General features: G+C 54.6%; 18 protein-coding genes. 15 read left to right on the top strand and 3 right to left on the bottom strand.

Translation table 11 applies throughout. The features are described 5' to 3' along the window. Nucleotides 1–49 precede the first annotated feature (49 nt). The gene (locus D8682_RS13655; protein WP_121814497.1) at nucleotides 50–1,264 is read right to left on the bottom strand and encodes a DUF2235 domain-containing protein; all 1,215 of its coding nucleotides are present in this window, start codon (nucleotides 1,262–1,264) and stop codon (nucleotides 50–52) included. A 191-nt stretch (nucleotides 1,265–1,455) separates the two neighbouring features. On the opposite strand from D8682_RS13655, the gene phnC reads away from it, so the two are divergent. The 14 genes from phnC (at nucleotide 1,456) to phnP (ending at nucleotide 12,441) form a co-directional block, all read left to right on the top strand. After that, nucleotides 1,456–2,238, top strand: coding sequence for a phosphonate ABC transporter ATP-binding protein (gene phnC / locus D8682_RS13660; protein WP_064541053.1), 783 nt, complete (start codon nucleotides 1,456–1,458; stop codon nucleotides 2,236–2,238). 30 nt (nucleotides 2,239–2,268) lie between these two features. Then, nucleotides 2,269–3,285, top strand: coding sequence for a phosphonate ABC transporter substrate-binding protein (phnD, locus tag D8682_RS13665; protein WP_121814498.1), 1,017 nt, complete (start codon nucleotides 2,269–2,271; stop codon nucleotides 3,283–3,285). A gap of 107 nt (nucleotides 3,286–3,392) precedes the next feature. After that, entirely contained in the window at nucleotides 3,393–4,175 is a 783-nt protein-coding gene (gene phnE / locus D8682_RS13670) for a phosphonate ABC transporter, permease protein PhnE (RefSeq protein WP_064541059.1), read from the top strand. 84 nt (nucleotides 4,176–4,259) lie between these two features. Then, a complete protein-coding gene (gene phnF, locus D8682_RS13675) occupies nucleotides 4,260–4,985 on the top strand; it encodes a phosphonate metabolism transcriptional regulator PhnF (protein ID WP_121814499.1) in 726 nt (241 codons plus the stop codon). Beyond that, nucleotides 4,986–5,447, top strand: coding sequence for a phosphonate C-P lyase system protein PhnG (gene phnG / locus D8682_RS13680; protein ID WP_064541064.1), 462 nt, complete (start codon nucleotides 4,986–4,988; stop codon nucleotides 5,445–5,447). Next, nucleotides 5,444–6,028: a phosphonate C-P lyase system protein PhnH gene (gene phnH, locus D8682_RS13685; RefSeq protein ID WP_064541067.1), complete on the top strand. Its 585-nt coding sequence runs from the start codon at nucleotides 5,444–5,446 to the stop codon at nucleotides 6,026–6,028. The genes phnG and phnH overlap by 4 nt, the downstream gene beginning before the upstream one ends. Then, a complete protein-coding gene (locus tag D8682_RS13690; protein ID WP_064541070.1) occupies nucleotides 6,028–7,092 on the top strand; it encodes a carbon-phosphorus lyase complex subunit PhnI in 1,065 nt (354 codons plus the stop codon). Before phnH ends, D8682_RS13690 begins: the two co-directional genes overlap by 1 nt. Continuing rightward, complete coding sequence (phnJ, locus tag D8682_RS13695; protein WP_064541073.1) at nucleotides 7,085–7,933, top strand: alpha-D-ribose 1-methylphosphonate 5-phosphate C-P-lyase PhnJ; 849 nt, start codon at nucleotides 7,085–7,087, stop codon at nucleotides 7,931–7,933. Before D8682_RS13690 ends, phnJ begins: the two co-directional genes overlap by 8 nt. After that, a complete protein-coding gene (gene phnK, locus D8682_RS13700; protein WP_064541076.1) occupies nucleotides 7,930–8,688 on the top strand; it encodes a phosphonate C-P lyase system protein PhnK in 759 nt (252 codons plus the stop codon). The genes phnJ and phnK overlap by 4 nt, the downstream gene beginning before the upstream one ends. A 124-nt stretch (nucleotides 8,689–8,812) precedes the next feature. Further along, on the top strand, nucleotides 8,813–9,514 hold the full coding sequence (gene phnL, locus D8682_RS13705; RefSeq protein ID WP_064541079.1) for a phosphonate C-P lyase system protein PhnL: 702 nt from the start codon (nucleotides 8,813–8,815) through the stop codon (nucleotides 9,512–9,514). After that, nucleotides 9,504–10,640 carry an alpha-D-ribose 1-methylphosphonate 5-triphosphate diphosphatase gene (gene phnM / locus D8682_RS13710; protein ID WP_121814500.1) on the top strand — a complete coding sequence of 379 codons (1,137 nt, stop codon included), beginning with the start codon at nucleotides 9,504–9,506 and terminating at the stop codon, nucleotides 10,638–10,640. Before phnL ends, phnM begins: the two co-directional genes overlap by 11 nt. Further along, complete coding sequence (gene phnN, locus D8682_RS13715) at nucleotides 10,640–11,227, top strand: ribose 1,5-bisphosphokinase (RefSeq protein ID WP_121814501.1); 588 nt, start codon at nucleotides 10,640–10,642, stop codon at nucleotides 11,225–11,227. Before phnM ends, phnN begins: the two co-directional genes overlap by 1 nt. Further along, nucleotides 11,220–11,705 carry an aminoalkylphosphonate N-acetyltransferase gene (gene phnO, locus D8682_RS13720; RefSeq protein WP_121814502.1) on the top strand — a complete coding sequence of 162 codons (486 nt, stop codon included), beginning with the start codon at nucleotides 11,220–11,222 and terminating at the stop codon, nucleotides 11,703–11,705. Before phnN ends, phnO begins: the two co-directional genes overlap by 8 nt. Then, nucleotides 11,683–12,441 (top strand): phosphonate metabolism protein PhnP, encoded by a 759-nt coding sequence (gene phnP, locus D8682_RS13725; protein ID WP_121814503.1) that lies wholly within the window; start codon nucleotides 11,683–11,685, stop codon nucleotides 12,439–12,441. The genes phnO and phnP overlap by 23 nt, the downstream gene beginning before the upstream one ends. A gap of 295 nt (nucleotides 12,442–12,736) precedes the next feature. On the opposite strand, the gene D8682_RS13735 is transcribed toward phnP, so the two are convergent. Further along, nucleotides 12,737–13,240, bottom strand: a complete 504-nt coding sequence (locus tag D8682_RS13735) for a transposase (RefSeq protein WP_121814504.1) — start codon at nucleotides 13,238–13,240, stop codon at nucleotides 12,737–12,739. A 178-nt stretch (nucleotides 13,241–13,418) separates the two neighbouring features. After that, entirely contained in the window at nucleotides 13,419–13,754 is a 336-nt protein-coding gene (gene yjdP / locus D8682_RS13740; RefSeq protein WP_121814505.1) for a DDRRRQL repeat protein YjdP, read from the bottom strand. 333 nt (nucleotides 13,755–14,087) lie between these two features. On the opposite strand from yjdP, the gene D8682_RS13745 reads away from it, so the two are divergent. Continuing rightward, nucleotides 14,088–15,866: a sodium:solute symporter family protein gene (locus D8682_RS13745; RefSeq protein ID WP_121814506.1), complete on the top strand. Its 1,779-nt coding sequence runs from the start codon at nucleotides 14,088–14,090 to the stop codon at nucleotides 15,864–15,866. Nucleotides 15,867–16,149 lie beyond the last annotated feature (283 nt).

A 16,149-nucleotide genomic window follows, 5' to 3' on the forward strand; every position in this document is an offset into this window, starting at 1 on the left:
TCAGTTTTAGGGGCGACCGCCTGCGATAACAGGCGCCAGCCCCTTAATCCTAACGTGCAATCGCCCAGCTGATTGGGATTGCGCCCTGCCCGTGCAAATAGTCCTGTAACGGCTGCGGAACGTAAGGCCCTGCCAGCCATTCCCCGGTCACCGCCGACTGCTGCGGCAATTCTGAACCACCCGTCAACCGTTCAATAACCGAATGGTGAACCATCATTGATGAGGTCACTGGCGGAGGAAGCTGGCGCGGCAAAATGCGCAAATAACGGGTTGGCGGATACCAGTCACAATGCAGCGGCCCGAGCGGGTCAGCCGCGACGTCGCTGGGGGCGAGATTAATCCCCAAATCGTCGAGCGCATCGTGCATCCACAAATACGCGCCATTCGACAAACTACGATCCTCACCAGTATTGTCATACCCCCCGCCGACATCCTGATGAATACCGGGAAACATCACCTGCAAAATACGATCGCGGTTGTCCCACAGCACCGGGGCTAAATCGACGCGCTGTTCATCAATCGCCAACGCCTGTAGGCCATATTTGACCCTTGGATGCAGCTCGGTATTGTTAAAGCGGAAAACGTTGTAACGCTTGTCATTGAAATATTTAGGAATGCCCATCTGTCCGACCGTTTCCCACACCGCCACCGCTTCAATGGAAGACGGACGCGTAATGCAGGTTGGGTCGACGCTGTCGCAAAAAAAACCCGGCAACTCGCGTACCACGCTGCCTAACAGACTGGGGCTCATTTCTGGTGAATGGGCCAGATACTGTGCCCACACCGATGAGGCAAAGCGCCAGGCTTCTTCTTTATTGCGCAGGTTTAAATTCAGCTTTTCACGGCTTAATAGCCCGCGATCGATGATCATCTCCGCCAGTACCCGCGCGGTATAAGCACCGTGGCTAAACCCCACCAAATAGATCCTGTCGCCCGCTTGCCAGTGGCGACTGATAAAGGTGTAGCCGCGCAGGATCGGCACGATCAAATTCGCGCCAAATACGCCACTTAACCGTTTTACCAGGCCATTATGCGGATCGCCCATGCCATAAATATACTTCGCCACTTGCACCACATTGCCGCTGTTATCCGTCAGCACTTTTTCTTGCTCATTGGCTAACAACAAACTCTGCTGGTCAACAACGCCTTTCAAATCAATAAATAACTGATAAACATTACTGGCTACAGTCTCATCATCAATTTTTGGTTCTACACCTGGAGCGGTCCATGTGCCATCGGCACAAAAAATAATATTCTTGCTCATCGCTGCCTTCCCAATGACCGACGGGTACTAGTAAGGAAATACAAAAACGAAGCGACTCACAATACGACAAATAGTTGATTAGCCTGATGACTTCCAGGCTGTGACTCACTCTTCATCATATCGAAATATAACGTTAACAAAATCGTCACACTTCATCGGCACCATGAGGCAACTTTTTAAGGAGCCTTGTGATGCAAAACATTATTCGCGTCAACAAACTGAGCAAAACCTTCAACCAGCATCAGGCGCTAAATGCCGTCGATCTTGAAGTCAACGAAGGTGAGATGGTCGCTCTGCTGGGGCCGTCTGGCTCAGGCAAATCCACCCTCTTACGCCATCTTAGCGGCCTGATTACTTCTGATAAATCAGCCGATTGCCATGTTGAATTGCTCGGCCGCACCGTCCAAAAAGCGGGCCGTCTGGCAAGCGACATCCGTAAAAGCCGCGCGCACACCGGCTACATCTTCCAGCAATTCAACCTGGTAAACCGCCTGACAGTACTGGAAAACGTGCTGATTGGCGCACTGGGTTCCACGCCGTTCTGGCGCACCTGTTTTAACTGGTTCACCCGCGAACAAAACCAACGTGCGTTGCAGGCACTGACCCGCGTCGGCATGACTCAGTTTGCTCATCAACGTGTCTCCACCCTGTCCGGTGGGCAACAACAGCGCGTGGCAATTGCCCGCGCTCTGATGCAGCAAGCAAAAGTGATTCTCGCCGATGAGCCGATTGCCTCACTCGACCCGGAATCCGCACGCATCGTGATGGAAACACTGCACGACATTAACCGTCTGGATGGCATCACCGTGGTGGTGACGCTGCACCAGGTGGATTACGCCTTGCGCTACTGCGAACGCATTGTCGCGTTGCGCCAGGGCCATGTGTTCTACGACGGAAGCAGTTCGGCGTTCGACAACGAACGGCTGGGAAATCTTTACCGCAGTATGGCTCGCGTTGATGCGGTCGCTGCCTAACAAATTTGTCATCTACCTCAAGGAACAGTCATGAGCTACAAAGCCGTAAAAGCACTAGCCTTTACCAGCCTGCTGAGCGTTAGCGCCCTGTTCAACGCAGCCCATGCGGATGAACAAGAAAAATCCCTGAACTTCGGCATTATCTCCACCGAATCGCAACAAAACCTGAAGCCGCAATGGGAACCGTTCCTGAAGGACATGGAGAAAAAACTGGGCATGAAAGTGAACGCTTTCTTCGCACCGGATTACGCAGGGATCATTCAGGGCATGCGCTTTAACAAGGTTGATATTGCCTGGTACGGCAACCTTTCGGCGATGGAAGCGGTAGACCGCGCTAACGGCCAGGTGTTTGCGCAGACCGTGGCGGTAGATGGCTCTCCGGGTTACTGGAGCGTGCTAATTGTTAACAAAGACAGCCCAGTCAACAACCTGCAAGACTTGCTGGCAAAACGTAAAGACCTGACGTTTGGTAACGGTGACCCGAACTCAACCTCTGGCTACCTCGTCCCAGGCTACTACGTTTTCGCCAAGAACAACGTTTCGGTGAACGAATTTAAACGTTCGGTGAATGCCAGCCATGAAACCAACGCCCTGGCGGTTGCGAATAAGCAAATCGACGTGGCAACCAACAACACCGAAAACCTCGAAAAACTGAAATCCTCTGCACCAGACAAACTGAAAGAACTGAAGGTCATCTGGAAATCGCCACTGATTCCGGGCGACCCAATCGTATGGCGTAAAAACCTGTCCGAAAACACCAAAGACAAAATCTACGACTTCTTTATGACTTACGGCAAAACGCTGGAAGAGAAAGAAATGTTGAGCCGCCTGGGTTGGGCACCGTTCCGTCCATCCAGCGACCTGCAACTGGTGCCGATTCGCCAGCTGGCGCTGTTTAAACAGATGCAGGGTGTGAAGGACAACAAAGGCATGGATGAGAAAGACAAAACCCTGAAGGTCAGCGAGTTGCAAAACCAACTTAGCGACCTGGATCGTTTGACTGCCGCACTGTCTGCGATGACCAGCGTGAATAAAGCAGTTCAGTAATCGCCTCAGGCCCTCACCCTCTCCCTCAGGAGAGGGGATAGACCGGTTTTCTCCCTCTCCTGAGGGAGAGGGTGAGGGCAAAGAAGCACAAACCAACGGAGCACTCCATGCAGCAAACCATTCAAATCGCCGCACCAAAACGTAGCTGGTTCTCGCTACTGAGCTGGGCGATTTTGTTAGCGGTCCTCGTAGCCTCCTGGCAAGGCGCGGAAATGGCACCGCTCACTTTGATTAAAGATTCCGGCAACATGGCCACCTTCGCGGCCGACTTCTTCCCACCTGACTTCAGCCAATGGCGTGATTACCTGGGGGAAATGTTTATCACCCTGCAAATCGCCGTTTGGGGCACCGCACTGGCTATCGTTATCTCCATTCCCTGCGGCCTGATGTGTGCCGACAACCTGGTGCCATGGTGGGTTTACCAACCAATGCGCCGCTTAATGGACGCTTGCCGTGCCATCAACGAAATGGTGTTTGCGATGCTATTCGTGGTCGCCGTCGGCCTCGGCCCCTTCGCAGGCGTCCTGGCACTGTTCATCCACACCACGGGCGTGCTCTCCAAACTGCTTTCTGAAGCCGTGGAAGCCATCGAACCCGGCCCGGTGGAAGGCATCCGCGCAACCGGCGCTAACAAACTTGAAGAAATCCTCTACGGCGTGCTGCCGCAAGTGATGCCGCTGCTTATCTCCTACTCGCTATACCGCTTTGAGTCGAATGTCCGTTCGGCAACGGTGGTCGGCATGGTGGGCGCAGGCGGGATTGGCGTGACGTTGTGGGAAGCGATTCGTGGATTCCAGTTCCAGCAAACCTGTGCGCTGATGATCATCATCATCGTCACCGTCAGCCTGCTGGATTTCATGTCGCAACGACTGCGTAAGCACTTTATCTAGGTGATGACGATGGCCACTCTTTTCCGTAGGGCAGATAAGCGCAGCGTCATCCGCCGTAAATGCCACACAGAGGATTGACTGAAAATGCACTTATCCAGACATCCGACCAGTTACCCGACGCGTTACCAGAAAATCGCCGCGCTGCTAGAGCAGGAGCTGCGTAAAAATTACCACTGCGGCGATTACCTGCCAGCCGAAAGCCAACTGGCTGCACACTACGCCGTAAACCGCCACACGCTGCGCCGCGCCATCGATCAGTTAGTGGAAAAAGGCTGGGTGCAGCGCCGTCAGGGCATTGGTGTGTTAGTGCTGATGCGCCCGTTTGACTACCCGCTAAATGCGCAAGCCCGCTTTAGCCAGAACCTGCTCGACCAGGGAAGCCACCCCACCAGTGAGCGCTTACTCGCAGTACTGCGCCCGGCTTCCAGCCATGTCGCAGACGCGCTCGGCGTCACTGAGGGTGAAAACATTATTCACCTGCGCACCTTACGCCGCGTCAACGGTATCGCGGTGTGCCTGATTGACCACTACTTTGCTGACCTTTCTTGGTGGCCGGTGCTGCAACAGTTCAACCACGGTTCGCTGCACGACATCATCGAAACCCAGCTCGGCATCAGCCTTAAACGTACCCAAACACGCATCAGCGCACGCCGCGCTCAGGCTAAAGAAAGCCGCCAGTTGGAAATCCCCAACATGGCTCCGCTGCTTTGCGTGCGCACTCTCAACCACCGTGAAGGCGAAATCAACCCGGCGGAATACTCCGTCAGCTTGACCCGCGCCGACATGATTGAATTCACCATGGAGCACTAAATGGACGCACCGCAAATTGACATCGCACAGCGCCAGCAGTGGATGGCCGTGCTCGCCCACAGCCAGCCACAAGAACTGGCCGCACTTTGGGCAGAACTGAAACTAAATCCTGAATATCAAGTAATTCGCAAGTCCGAAACCGGACTTGTACAAATCCAGGCGCGCATGGGCGGCACCGGGCAACGCTTCTTTGCCGGAGACGCCACCCTGACTCGCGCCGTGGTTCAGCTTGCCAATGGTACTTACGGTTACAGCTACCTTTCAGGGCGCGATAAAGCCCACGCCGAACGCTGTGCCGTCATCGATGCGCTGATGCAAGAAAAAGTGCAGTTCCAGACTTTACAAGAAACCTTAATTGCACCGCTAGCCGCCAACCGCGAGCAACGCCTCGCCGCCCGTCGCACCCAAATTAACAGCAGCCGAGTCGACTTCTTCACTCTGGTTCGCGGAGATAACGCATGACCCTGATGACCGCTTTTAACCTGCCCGTGCAGGACGCCCAACAGAGCTTCCGTCGCCTGCTAAAAGCGATGAGCGAGCCAGGCGTTATCGTGGCGTTGCATTCACTGCAACATGGCTGGAAACCGCTAAACATCGCCTCCACCAGCGTGCTGCTGACGCTTGCCGACAACGACACTCCGGTGTGGATTAGCGAAGCGTTAAGCAATGACGTCACGCTGCAAAACGTCCGCTTCCATACCAACACCCCGATTTCCCAGACGCCGGAACACGCACAGTTTGCCGTTGCCGATAGCGCCATTACCGCTGAGCAACTTAACGCTCTGGCGCAGGGAACAGACGTGGCACCCGACACTAGCGCTACGTTGATTTTGCAGGTGTCGAGCCTGAGCGGCGGCCGCATGTTGCGCTTAACCGGCGCAGGCATTCTCGAAGAACGGATGATCGCCCCACAGCTGCCCGACTGCGTGATTGACGAACTGACCGAGCGCCCGCACCCGTTCCCGCTGGGCATTGATTTAATCCTCACCTGCGGCGAGCGCCTGCTGGCCATCCCGCGCACCACTCACGTGGAGGTGTGCTGATGTACGTAGCCGTCAAAGGGGGCGAAAAGGCGATTACCGCCGCCCACCAATTGCAGGAACACAATCGCCGTGGCGATCAGAATCTGAGTGAGCTGAGCGTCGCGCAAATCGAGCAACAGCTTGGGCTGGCGGTCGACCGCGTGATGACCGAAGGCGGCATTGCGGATCGTGAACTGGCGGCACTCGCCTTTAAACAAGCCAGCGGTGACATGGTTGAAGCCATCTTTCTGCTGCGCGCTTACCGCACCACGCTGCCACGCCTAGCGGTGAGCGAGCCACTGAACAGCGCGGAGATGCGTCTCGAACGCCGAATTTCCGCGGTCTACAAAGACGTACCTGGCGGCCAGTTACTTGGCCCGACGTACGATTACACCCACCGTCTGCTGGATTTCACTTTGCTGGCAAACGGCGAAACACCAGAACTGAAAACGGCTGATGACAACGCCGAACCTGCGCCGCACGTTTTCAGCCTGCTGGCGAAACAGGGGCTGGCAAAAGCGGAAGAAGATAACGGCGAAAAACCCGATGACATCACCCGCCAGCCGCCAGTTTACCCGTGCTCACGTTCATCGCGCCTGCAACAACTGGTGCGTGGCGACGAAGGTTATTTGCTGGCTCTCGCCTATTCGACTCAGCGCGGTTACGGCCGCAACCACCCGTTCGCCGCTGAAATTCGCAGTGGTTATGTTGACATGGAAATTGTGCCGGAAGAGCTGGGATTTGCCGTCAACATCGGCGAACTGCTGGTAACCGAATGCGAAATGGTCAACGGCTTTGTGGCGCCAGTTGATGAAGACCCGCACTTCACCCGTGGCTACGGGCTGGTGTTCGGCATGAGCGAACGCAAAGCGATGGCCATGGCGCTGGTTGACCGCTCGCTGCAAGCACCGGATTACGACGAAACCGTAGCAGGCCCGGCGCAGGACGAAGAGTTCGTGCTGGCTCACGCCGATAACGTCGAAGCCGCCGGGTTTGTCTCGCACCTGAAACTGCCGCACTACGTCGACTTCCAGGCCGAACTGGAACTGCTTAAACGTCTGCAAAAGGAACGTAATCGTGACTAAGGCACTCTCCGGCTACAACTTTGCTTATCTGGATGAACAAACCAAACGCACACTGCGCCGCGCGATCCTCAAAGCCGTGGCAATCCCCGGTTACCAGGTGCCGTTTGGCGGGCGTGAAATGCCGATGCCGTACGGCTGGGGAACCGGCGGTATTCAAATTACCGCCAGCGTGATTGGCGAAAACGACGTGCTGAAGGTGATTGACCAGGGCGCAGACGACACCACCAACGCGGTATCGATTCGCAACTTCTTCAAGCGTGTGACTAACGTGGCAACCACCGAATCCACCGCCGATGCCACGCTGATTCAGACCCGCCACCGCATCCCGGAAACGCCGCTGACTGAAGATCAGATCCTGATTTTCCAGGTGCCAATCCCTGAACCGCTGCGCTTTATTGAACCGCGCGAAACCGAAACCCGCACCATGCACGCGCTGGAAGAGTACGGCGTGATGCAGGTGAAACTGTATGAAGACATCGCCCGTTTCGGCCATATCGCCACCACTTACGCCTATCCGGTGAAAGTGAATGAGCGCTACGTGATGGACCCGTCGCCAATCCCGAAATTCGACAACCCGAAAATGGACATGATGCCCGCGCTGCAACTGTTTGGTGCCGGGCGCGAAAAACGCATCTACGCGGTGCCGCCGTATACCCGCGTCGAGAGCCTCGATTTTGACGACCATCCGTTTACCGTCCAGCAATGGGAAGAGCCTTGCGCGATTTGCGGCTCGCAACACAGTTACCTTGACGAAGTGGTGCTCGACGATGCGGGCAACCGCATGTTCGTCTGCTCCGATACCGATTTCTGCCGCCAGAACAGCGAGGCCGCAAGTTCATGACTCAACCCTTACTTTCGGTCAATAACCTGACCCATCTGTACGCGCCGGGCAAAGGCTTCAGCGATGTTTCATTCGAGCTTTACCCGGGTGAAGTGCTGGGCATTGTTGGCGAATCCGGCTCGGGTAAAACCACGCTGCTGAAGTCGATTTCCGCCCGCCTCGCCCCACAAAACGGCGAAGTGGTGTACCTCGATTCTTCTTTATATGACATGAGCGAAGGCGACCGCCGCCGCTTGCTGCGCACCGAATGGGGTGTGGTGCATCAACACGCGATGGACGGCCTGCGCCGCCACGTTTCGGCAGGTGGCAACATCGGTGAGCGTTTAATGGCGACCGGTGCGCGCCACTACGGTGACATTCGCGCTACCGCCGAGCGCTGGTTAGAAGAGGTGGAAATCCCGGCCTCGCGAATCGACGATTTACCGACCACGTTTTCCGGTGGCATGCAGCAACGTCTGCAAATCGCCCGCAATCTGGTGACGCATCCGAAACTGGTATTTATGGATGAGCCAACCGGCGGGCTGGACGTTTCCGTACAAGCGCGCCTGCTCGATTTGCTGCGCGGCCTGGTACGCGAACTGAATCTGGCGGTAGTGATTGTCACCCACGACCTGGGCGTGGCGCGTTTACTGGCAGACCGCCTGCTGGTGATGAAGCAAGGACAAGTGGTGGAAAGCGGCCTGACCGACCGCGTGCTGGACGACCCGCACCACCCGTATACCCAGTTGCTGGTGTCATCAGTGTTGCAAAATTGACATTTGTCGGATGACGACGCTAACGCGTCTTATCCGACCTACGAAAAATACACACTGCACACCTGTAGGTCGGATAAGGCGAAGCCGTCATCCGACGTCATGGCATACGTTTTAAGGAACCAATATGTACAGATTACGGGTTGAAAACCTCAGCAAAACCTTTGTGTTACACCATCAGCACGGTATCCGTTTGCCAGTGCTGGCGAATGCCTCGCTGGAAGTGGAATCCGGCGAATGTGTGGTGCTGCACGGCCATTCCGGCAGCGGAAAATCCACCCTTTTACGCTCGCTGTACGCCAACTATTTGCCTGACCAGGGGCATATTTGGGTCAAACATAACGACGCGTGGCTGGACATTGTGCAGGCTCCAGCGCGTGACGTGCTGGCAGTGCGCCGCCAGACCATTGGCTGGGTGAGCCAGTTTTTGCGCGTCATCCCGCGTATTTCAGCACTTGAAGTGGTGATGCAACCGCTGCTGGATTTGGGTGTTTCACGTGACGTCTGTGAAGACAAAGCGTCAATGCTGCTGACTCGCCTGAATGTGCCAGAACGCTTATGGAACCTGGCACCATCGACGTTTTCCGGCGGCGAACAACAGCGCGTGAACATCGCCCGTGGCTTTATCGTCGACTACCCAATTTTGCTGCTCGATGAACCGACCGCCTCACTGGATGCGAAAAACAGCGCCGCCGTGGTGGATTTGATTCTGGAAGCCAAAGCGCGCGGTGCGGCAGTGGTCGGGATTTTCCACGACGAAAGCGTGCGCAACCTGGTCGCAGACCGCCTGCACAATATGGCAACCGTTGAGGCTAAAAATGATCATTAACAACGTCAAACTGGTGCTGGAAAATGAAGTGGTTAACGGCTCGCTGGAAGTGGCCGACGGCGTAATTCGTAATTTTGCCGACAGCCCAAGCCAGCTACCGCAAGCGCAAGATGGCGCAGGCGGCTGGTTGCTGCCGGGGTTAATCGAACTGCATACCGACAACCTCGATAAATTCTTCACCCCGCGCCCGAAAGTGGACTGGCCTGCGCACTCAGCGATGAGCAGCCACGATGCCTTAATGGTGGCAAGCGGTATCACCACGGTGCTGGACGCCGTGGCGCTGGGCGATGTACGCGACGGTGGCGATCGTCTGGATAACCTCGAGAAGATGATTAACGCAGTGATGGACAGCCAGGCGCGTGGTATGAACCGCGCCGAGCACCGCCTGCATCTGCGTTGCGAACTGCCGCACCACACCACACTGCCGCTGTTCCAGCAGTTGATTGAACGTAGCGGCGTGTCGCTGGTGTCGTTGATGGACCACTCACCAGGCCAGCGCCAGTTCGCAAACCTGGTGAAATATCGCGAATATTACCAGGGGAAATATCAGCTTAACGATGCCGACATGGACAGCTACGAAGCCGAGCAGTTAGCACTGGCTGAACGCTGGTCGCAGCCCAACCGCCTGGCGATTGCCGCCGAGTGCCGCGCGCGCAATATCGCGCTTGCCAGCCACGATGACGCCACCCGCGATCACGTTGCAGAATCCCACGAGCTGGGCATTGTGATTGCCGAATTCCCCACCACGCTTGAAGCCGCCCAGGCCTCGCATCAGCATGGAATGAGCGTGTTGATGGGTGCCCCGAATATTGTGCGCGGCGGCTCGCATTCCGGTAACGTGGCGGCGCATCAGCTTGCGCAAGCCGGGCTACTGGATATTCTCTCTTCCGACTATTACCCGGCGAGTTTGCTGGATGCTACATTCCGCGTCGCCAGCGACGAATCAAACCGTTTCACCCTGCCACAAGCGGTGGCACTGGTGACGCGCAACCCGGCCAACGCATTGAATCTCGATGACCGTGGCGTGCTGGCAGAAGGCAAACGTGCCGATATGGTACTGGCGCATCTTCACGGTGACCACGTTCACGTCGGCCATGTCTGGCGTCAGGGAATACGGGTGTTCTGATGAGCAAAATTGTCTGGTTGATGGGGCCGTCTGGCTCCGGGAAAGACAGCCTGCTGACGGCACTGCGCCAGCAGGAGAATAATCAACTACTGGTGGCGCACCGTTACATCACCCGCGCTGCCGATGCCGGATGTGAAAACCATATCGCGCTGAGTGAAAAGGAGTTCGCTCAGCGCCAGCAACAGGGTCTGTTTGCCCTGTGCTGGCAGGCCCATCACCAAAGTTACGGCATCGGCATCGAGCTGGATATCTGGCTCGACTCCGGCTTCGACGTGGTGGTGAACGGCTCGCGCGAGCATTTAGCACAGGCGCGAGCGCGTTATGGCGAGGCGTTAGTGCCAATTTGTCTGCATGTTTCAACCAACGTTTTGCGCAAGCGTCTTGAAGCTCGCGGGCGCGAAACTGCACCACAAATCGAGCAACGCCTGCAACGTGCCGCCTTCTACGCACCGGATTTGGACGAATGTCTGATACTTAACAACGATGGCAGTCTGGCAGAGTCTGTCTTATCGTTTATGCGTCTGGTGAATAACCGACGCAACACGAACATCGTCCATTTTCGTCCGAAGGAACCGCGCCATGTCTGATGTCATTGAGGTAAAGCATATCGTCGAATTACGTCCCGCAACCGCTGCTGACAGCGATGCCGTATATAGGCTGATTTGCGAACTCAAACAGGCCCAGTTTGATCGCCAGGCATTTAATAATGGATTTGCGGCAAACCTCGCAGAACGCAATGTGCATTACCATCTGGCGCTGCTCAATGGCGAAGTGGTCGGCATGGTGGGTTTGCAGCTGCAATTTCATCTGCACCATGTGAATTGGGTGGGCGAAATTCAGGAACTGGTGGTTATGCCGCAAGCCCGGGGATACGGCGTAGGCAGCAAGCTGATGGCCTGGGCGGAACAACAGGCGCGCATTGCCGGAGCAGAGCTGACCGAGCTTTCCACCAGCACCAAACGCCTGGACGCCCATCGTTTTTATCTGCGCGAAGGGTATCAGCAGACCCATTTTCGGTTTACCAAGCCAGTGGAGACACTGAATGAGCCTGACACTAACCCTTAGCGGAACGGGCGGTGCACAACTGGTGCCTGCTTTTGGCTGTTTTTGTGCCGCCTGCGAGCGTGCTCGCAATAATCCGCAATATCGCCGTAAACCTTGCAGCGCCGTGGTGAGGTTTAACGAAGCGGTGACGCTGCTGGATGCCGGGATTCCCGATTTAATGGACCACTGGCAACCTGCGGAATTTCAGCAGTTTTTGCTGACCCATTACCACATGGACCACGTGCAGGGTTTATTTCCGCTGCGCTGGGGCGTGGGCGAAAAAATCCCGGTCTACGGCCCTGCCGATGAACAAGGTTGCGACGATCTGTTTAAACACCCTGGCATTCTCGATTTCAGCCACACGCTTGAACCGTTTGTTGGGTTTACCCTGCAAGCGCTGCGTGTCACGCCCCTGCCGCTCAACCATTCCAAACTGACACTCGGTTATCTGTTTGAAACCCCGCACAGCCGGGTCGCGTGGTTATGCGATACCGCAGGCCTTCCGGAAAAAACGCTGAAGTTTCTGGCCAACAACAAGCCGCAGGTGATGGTGATTGATTGCAGCCATGAGCCGCGCACGCAGACCCCGAAAAACCATTGCGATTTGAATACCGTAATTGAGCTAAATAAACACATCGGCTGCCCGCGTGTGGTCCTCACCCATATCAGCCACCAGTTCGATTGCTGGCTGATGGAGAATGCGTTACCCGAAGGGTTCGAAGCCGGGTTTGATGGGATGGTTATTCGGGTAGATTAGTGTCGGATGACGCTGCGCTTATCCGACCTACGATTGGGTTTGGATTTTTGGTTTTGGTTTTGGGTTTGGTTTTGGTTTTGGGTTTGGTTTTGGGTTTGGTTTTGGTTTTGGGTTTGGGTTTGGGTTTGGGTTTGGGTTTGGGTTTGGGTTTGGGTTTGGGTTTGGGTTTGGGTTTGGGTTTGGGTTTGGGTTTGGGTTTGGGTTTGGGTTTGGGTTTGGGTTTGGGTTTGGGTTTGGGTTTGGGTTTGGGTTTGGGTTTGGGTTTGGGTTTTGTAGGGGGGATAAGCCGCAGGCGTCATCCACCGGCCTTTCGTTCACCGGCACTAAAATCTTCCACTTCCCCCGCCCAATCCGCCGGATAAAGCCCTCGTTTTACATCTCGGTGAAAAGACGAATAAGGCCATTCGCAGGCCGTTTTGACGAAACCATGTTTAACCGGATTGATGTAAACGTAATCGACATGCGCCGCGTAATCGCGATCATCCTTGATGCAGTGTTCCCAAAAGCGTTTTTGCCAGACGGTGGGATTTCCGGGAAGGGATTTCGTGAAGGCTTTTTTGATTGCCCGCCAGCGCTGAGAATAGTTGCTGTCGTCGGATGGCAGCGTCCAGATGCAGTGCATATGATCCGGCAGAACAACCCAGGCGTTGATTTCGAAAGGATAGCGTTCTTTGACCTTTCCAAGTGCTTGCCTGAGTTCCTCAATATGTCTGACGAGCAAATCATCTTTGCGGTCATGCAGATTGACGGTGAAAAACCACGTTCCACCGTTGACCCGCATGCGGCGATAGTTGGGCATTTTCGCACCTGTGTTGGAGTCGGATGACGCTGCGCTTATCCGACCTACGATTGGGTTTGAGGTTGGGTTTTGTAGGGGGGATAAGCCGCAGGCGTCATCCACCGAGAATCATCGCAACCTAACACAACAAAATCGAAAAATGCCCGGCAAACACTCATTCCAGAACCCAGCTCGCAGACTACCGGTAATCATCATCCAGGCGGCGTTCGTCTTCTTCGAGCTGGCGGCGCTGGTCGTCTAACTGGCGCTGTTGGTTATCGAGTTGACGGCGACGATCTTCTAACTGCCGATGGAGGTCTTCGTACTGGCGTCGGTCGTCATCATTGCGGCGTTGATTTTCGTCGTCCCAACGCCGATCGTCGTCGTTGTTATTGTTCGGCTTATAAGCATCGTTAATTGCCTGTGAAATAGAGCCGACAATGGAATTATCAAACAGACCATCCAGCGCATCGGCGTGGGCAAATGTGGTCATGGTCAGGCTACCGAGCAGCAGCATGGTGGAGTATCGATTCATAAGCCAGCCTGATGGTATGTTAACTCCGAAAACGATAGGGAAAGTCACCGCATCTCAACAGCGGAGTATTCTCAATTTACCCCTCCCCATTCACGATATTTATTAACGCTAATTCTCCCCTCCTTTTATTAATCATTTCGCTAAATAGCTATTTTTGGACATTTGAAGAGGAAAACATGATCGTTACCATATATTTCACATAAATATTAAAACGATATTTCAAAATATGTAAATCGAGTGTTTAATGTTTCCAATTCAAACAAAACCCACAATAACTCAAATGGCATTATTGCTATCTTGAAGTATCAGGGGCATAACTCATAGGGAACTACAATGTCTTACGATTACATTGTAATAGCGGGTTATTTCTTATTAATGGTCGCCATTAGTCTGCTATTCAAAAAAATGGCCAATAACAGTACCAGTGACTACTTCCGCGGCGGTGGCAAGATGCTGTGGTGGATGGTTGGGGCAACCGCGTTTATGACGCAGTTTTCCGCCTGGACCTTCACTGGTGCGGCAGGCAAGGCATTTACGGATGGTTTTGCGGTGCTGGCGGTGTTTATTGGCAACATGGTGGCCTATTTATTTGCGTGGCTTTATTTCGCGCGTCGTTTTCGTCAAATGCGTGTCGATACCCCAACCGAAGCAGTACGTCGCCGCTTTGGCCCGGTCAACGAACAATTCTTTACCTGGGTCATTATTCCTCTGAGCGTAATTAACGCTGGCGTGTGGCTGAACGGCCTCGGTGTTTTCGCCTCCGCAGTATTTAACGCCGACATTGTTACCACTATCTGGATTACTGGCCTGGCGGTACTGGCAATCTCCATGCTGAGTGGTGCCTGGGGCGTGGTGGCATCCGACTTTATTCAAACTCTGGTTATCGCGGTTATTTCCGTGGCTTGCGCCCTTGTGGCTCTGTGGACTGTAGGCGGTCCGGCTAATATCGTGACTGAGTTCCCGTCTGGCTTCTTCACCGGCCCGGACATGAACTACCCGTTACTGATAGTTGGCACCTTCCTGTTCTTCGTAGTCAAACAGCTACAAAGTATCAACAACATGCAGGAATCCTACCGCTTCCTGAATGCTAAGGACTCCAAAAACGCCAGCAAAGCGGCGCTGATGGCGCTGCTGATGATGCTGATTGGCGCGGTGATTTGGTTTATCCCACCGTGGGCCACCGCGATTATTTACCCTGATGCGGGCGCGCAATACCCTGAGCTGGGCGCGAAAGCCCGTGATGCGGTTTACCTGGTGTTTGCTCGTGAAGCGATGCCGCTGGGAACGGTTGGGCTGCTGATGGCCGGCCTGTTTGCCGCCACCATGTCGTCGATGGACTCTGCGCTGAACCGTAACTCCGGTATCTTCGTGCGTAGCTTCTACGCAACGATTGTGCGCAAAGGCAAAGCGACGGATAAAGAGCAACTGCGTGCCGGACAAATCGCCTGCCTGGTGAACGGTTTGCTGGTTATCTTCATGGCGCAGTTCTTTAACTCGCTCAAGCACCTCAGCCTGTTCGACCTGATGATGCAGGTTGCCACACTGCTGCAATCGCCGATTCTGGTGCCATTGTTCTTCGGAATGCTGATTCGCAGAACGCCTTCCTGGGCTCCGTGGGCTACCGTAATCTTTGGTCTGGGCGTTTCCTGGATGGTGGTTGATGTGTTCACGCCGCAGTACGTGATGTCATGGTTTGGTGTTGAGAAACTGACTGGCCGTGAAGTGAGCGAGCTGAAAACCATCATTCCTATCGTCGCCCATCTGGTGCTGACGGGTGGCTTCTTCTGCCTGACTGCGCTGCTGTATAAGCCGCAAGCCGACAAAAATGTCGCCACGACTGATGCGTTCTTTAAGGATGTGGAAACCGAGTGTGTAGAAGATGACGCACAAGACATCGTAGACCGCATGCAGCGTAACAAGCTGGGCGACCTGACGATTTACATGGCAGCAGGCTTGTCACTGATGGTGTTAATTCCTAACCCAATGTGGGGCCGCTTACTGTTCCTCGGTTGTGCCACCGTGGTGTTCGCTGTGGGGTATGCGCTAAAACGTAGCGCGAAGATTGACAATCAAAGCGTGGTATTAAAAACCTCGACGCAAAGCCAGTCGTAATCCCTGCTTAGTTTTGTCGGATGACGCTGCGTTTATCCAACCTACAAAAAAACCGTAGGGCGGATAAGCGCCAGTGCCGTCCACCGTTTACGCCGTCCGTGATACTTCATTAGCCACACGCAAGTGTTGTCTCTTATTTCGCCAATCTTATGTTTCTTATTCCACCAGCCCACAAAAAATGATCGCTTAATCGATGTTCAACCCTGCGCAATAATCAAGCAATAATAGTAACGGCACGGTTATTTATTATTATCGCAGTCATTAATTTAGCGTTTTATCCTGG

Source organism: Buttiauxella sp. 3AFRM03 (genome assembly GCF_003675305.1).
Lineage (GTDB): Bacteria > Pseudomonadota > Gammaproteobacteria > Enterobacterales > Enterobacteriaceae > Buttiauxella > Buttiauxella ferragutiae.

What these genes read in the sequence shown, in the direction of transcription:
- phnM (WP_121814500.1), top strand. Translation starts at nt 9,504, where the DNA reads ATGATCATTAACAACGTCAAACTGGTGCTGGAAAATGAAGTGGTTAAC.
- phnH (WP_064541067.1), top strand. Translation starts at nt 5,444, where the DNA reads ATGACCCTGATGACCGCTTTTAACCTGCCCGTGCAGGACGCCCAACAG.
- D8682_RS13735 (WP_121814504.1), bottom strand. Translation starts at nt 13,240, where the DNA reads ATGCCCAACTATCGCCGCATGCGGGTCAACGGTGGAACGTGGTTTTTC.
- yjdP (WP_121814505.1), bottom strand. Translation starts at nt 13,754, where the DNA reads ATGAATCGATACTCCACCATGCTGCTGCTCGGTAGCCTGACCATGACC.
- phnL (WP_064541079.1), top strand. Translation starts at nt 8,813, where the DNA reads ATGTACAGATTACGGGTTGAAAACCTCAGCAAAACCTTTGTGTTACAC.
- phnC (WP_064541053.1), top strand. Translation starts at nt 1,456, where the DNA reads ATGCAAAACATTATTCGCGTCAACAAACTGAGCAAAACCTTCAACCAG.
- D8682_RS13690 (WP_064541070.1), top strand. Translation starts at nt 6,028, where the DNA reads ATGTACGTAGCCGTCAAAGGGGGCGAAAAGGCGATTACCGCCGCCCAC.
- D8682_RS13745 (WP_121814506.1), top strand. Translation starts at nt 14,088, where the DNA reads ATGTCTTACGATTACATTGTAATAGCGGGTTATTTCTTATTAATGGTC.
- phnG (WP_064541064.1), top strand. Translation starts at nt 4,986, where the DNA reads ATGGACGCACCGCAAATTGACATCGCACAGCGCCAGCAGTGGATGGCC.
- phnO (WP_121814502.1), top strand. Translation starts at nt 11,220, where the DNA reads ATGTCTGATGTCATTGAGGTAAAGCATATCGTCGAATTACGTCCCGCA.
- phnD (WP_121814498.1), top strand. Translation starts at nt 2,269, where the DNA reads ATGAGCTACAAAGCCGTAAAAGCACTAGCCTTTACCAGCCTGCTGAGC.
- phnF (WP_121814499.1), top strand. Translation starts at nt 4,260, where the DNA reads ATGCACTTATCCAGACATCCGACCAGTTACCCGACGCGTTACCAGAAA.
- D8682_RS13655 (WP_121814497.1), bottom strand. Translation starts at nt 1,264, where the DNA reads ATGAGCAAGAATATTATTTTTTGTGCCGATGGCACATGGACCGCTCCA.
- phnK (WP_064541076.1), top strand. Translation starts at nt 7,930, where the DNA reads ATGACTCAACCCTTACTTTCGGTCAATAACCTGACCCATCTGTACGCG.
- phnE (WP_064541059.1), top strand. Translation starts at nt 3,393, where the DNA reads ATGCAGCAAACCATTCAAATCGCCGCACCAAAACGTAGCTGGTTCTCG.
- phnN (WP_121814501.1), top strand. Translation starts at nt 10,640, where the DNA reads ATGAGCAAAATTGTCTGGTTGATGGGGCCGTCTGGCTCCGGGAAAGAC.
- phnP (WP_121814503.1), top strand. Translation starts at nt 11,683, where the DNA reads ATGAGCCTGACACTAACCCTTAGCGGAACGGGCGGTGCACAACTGGTG.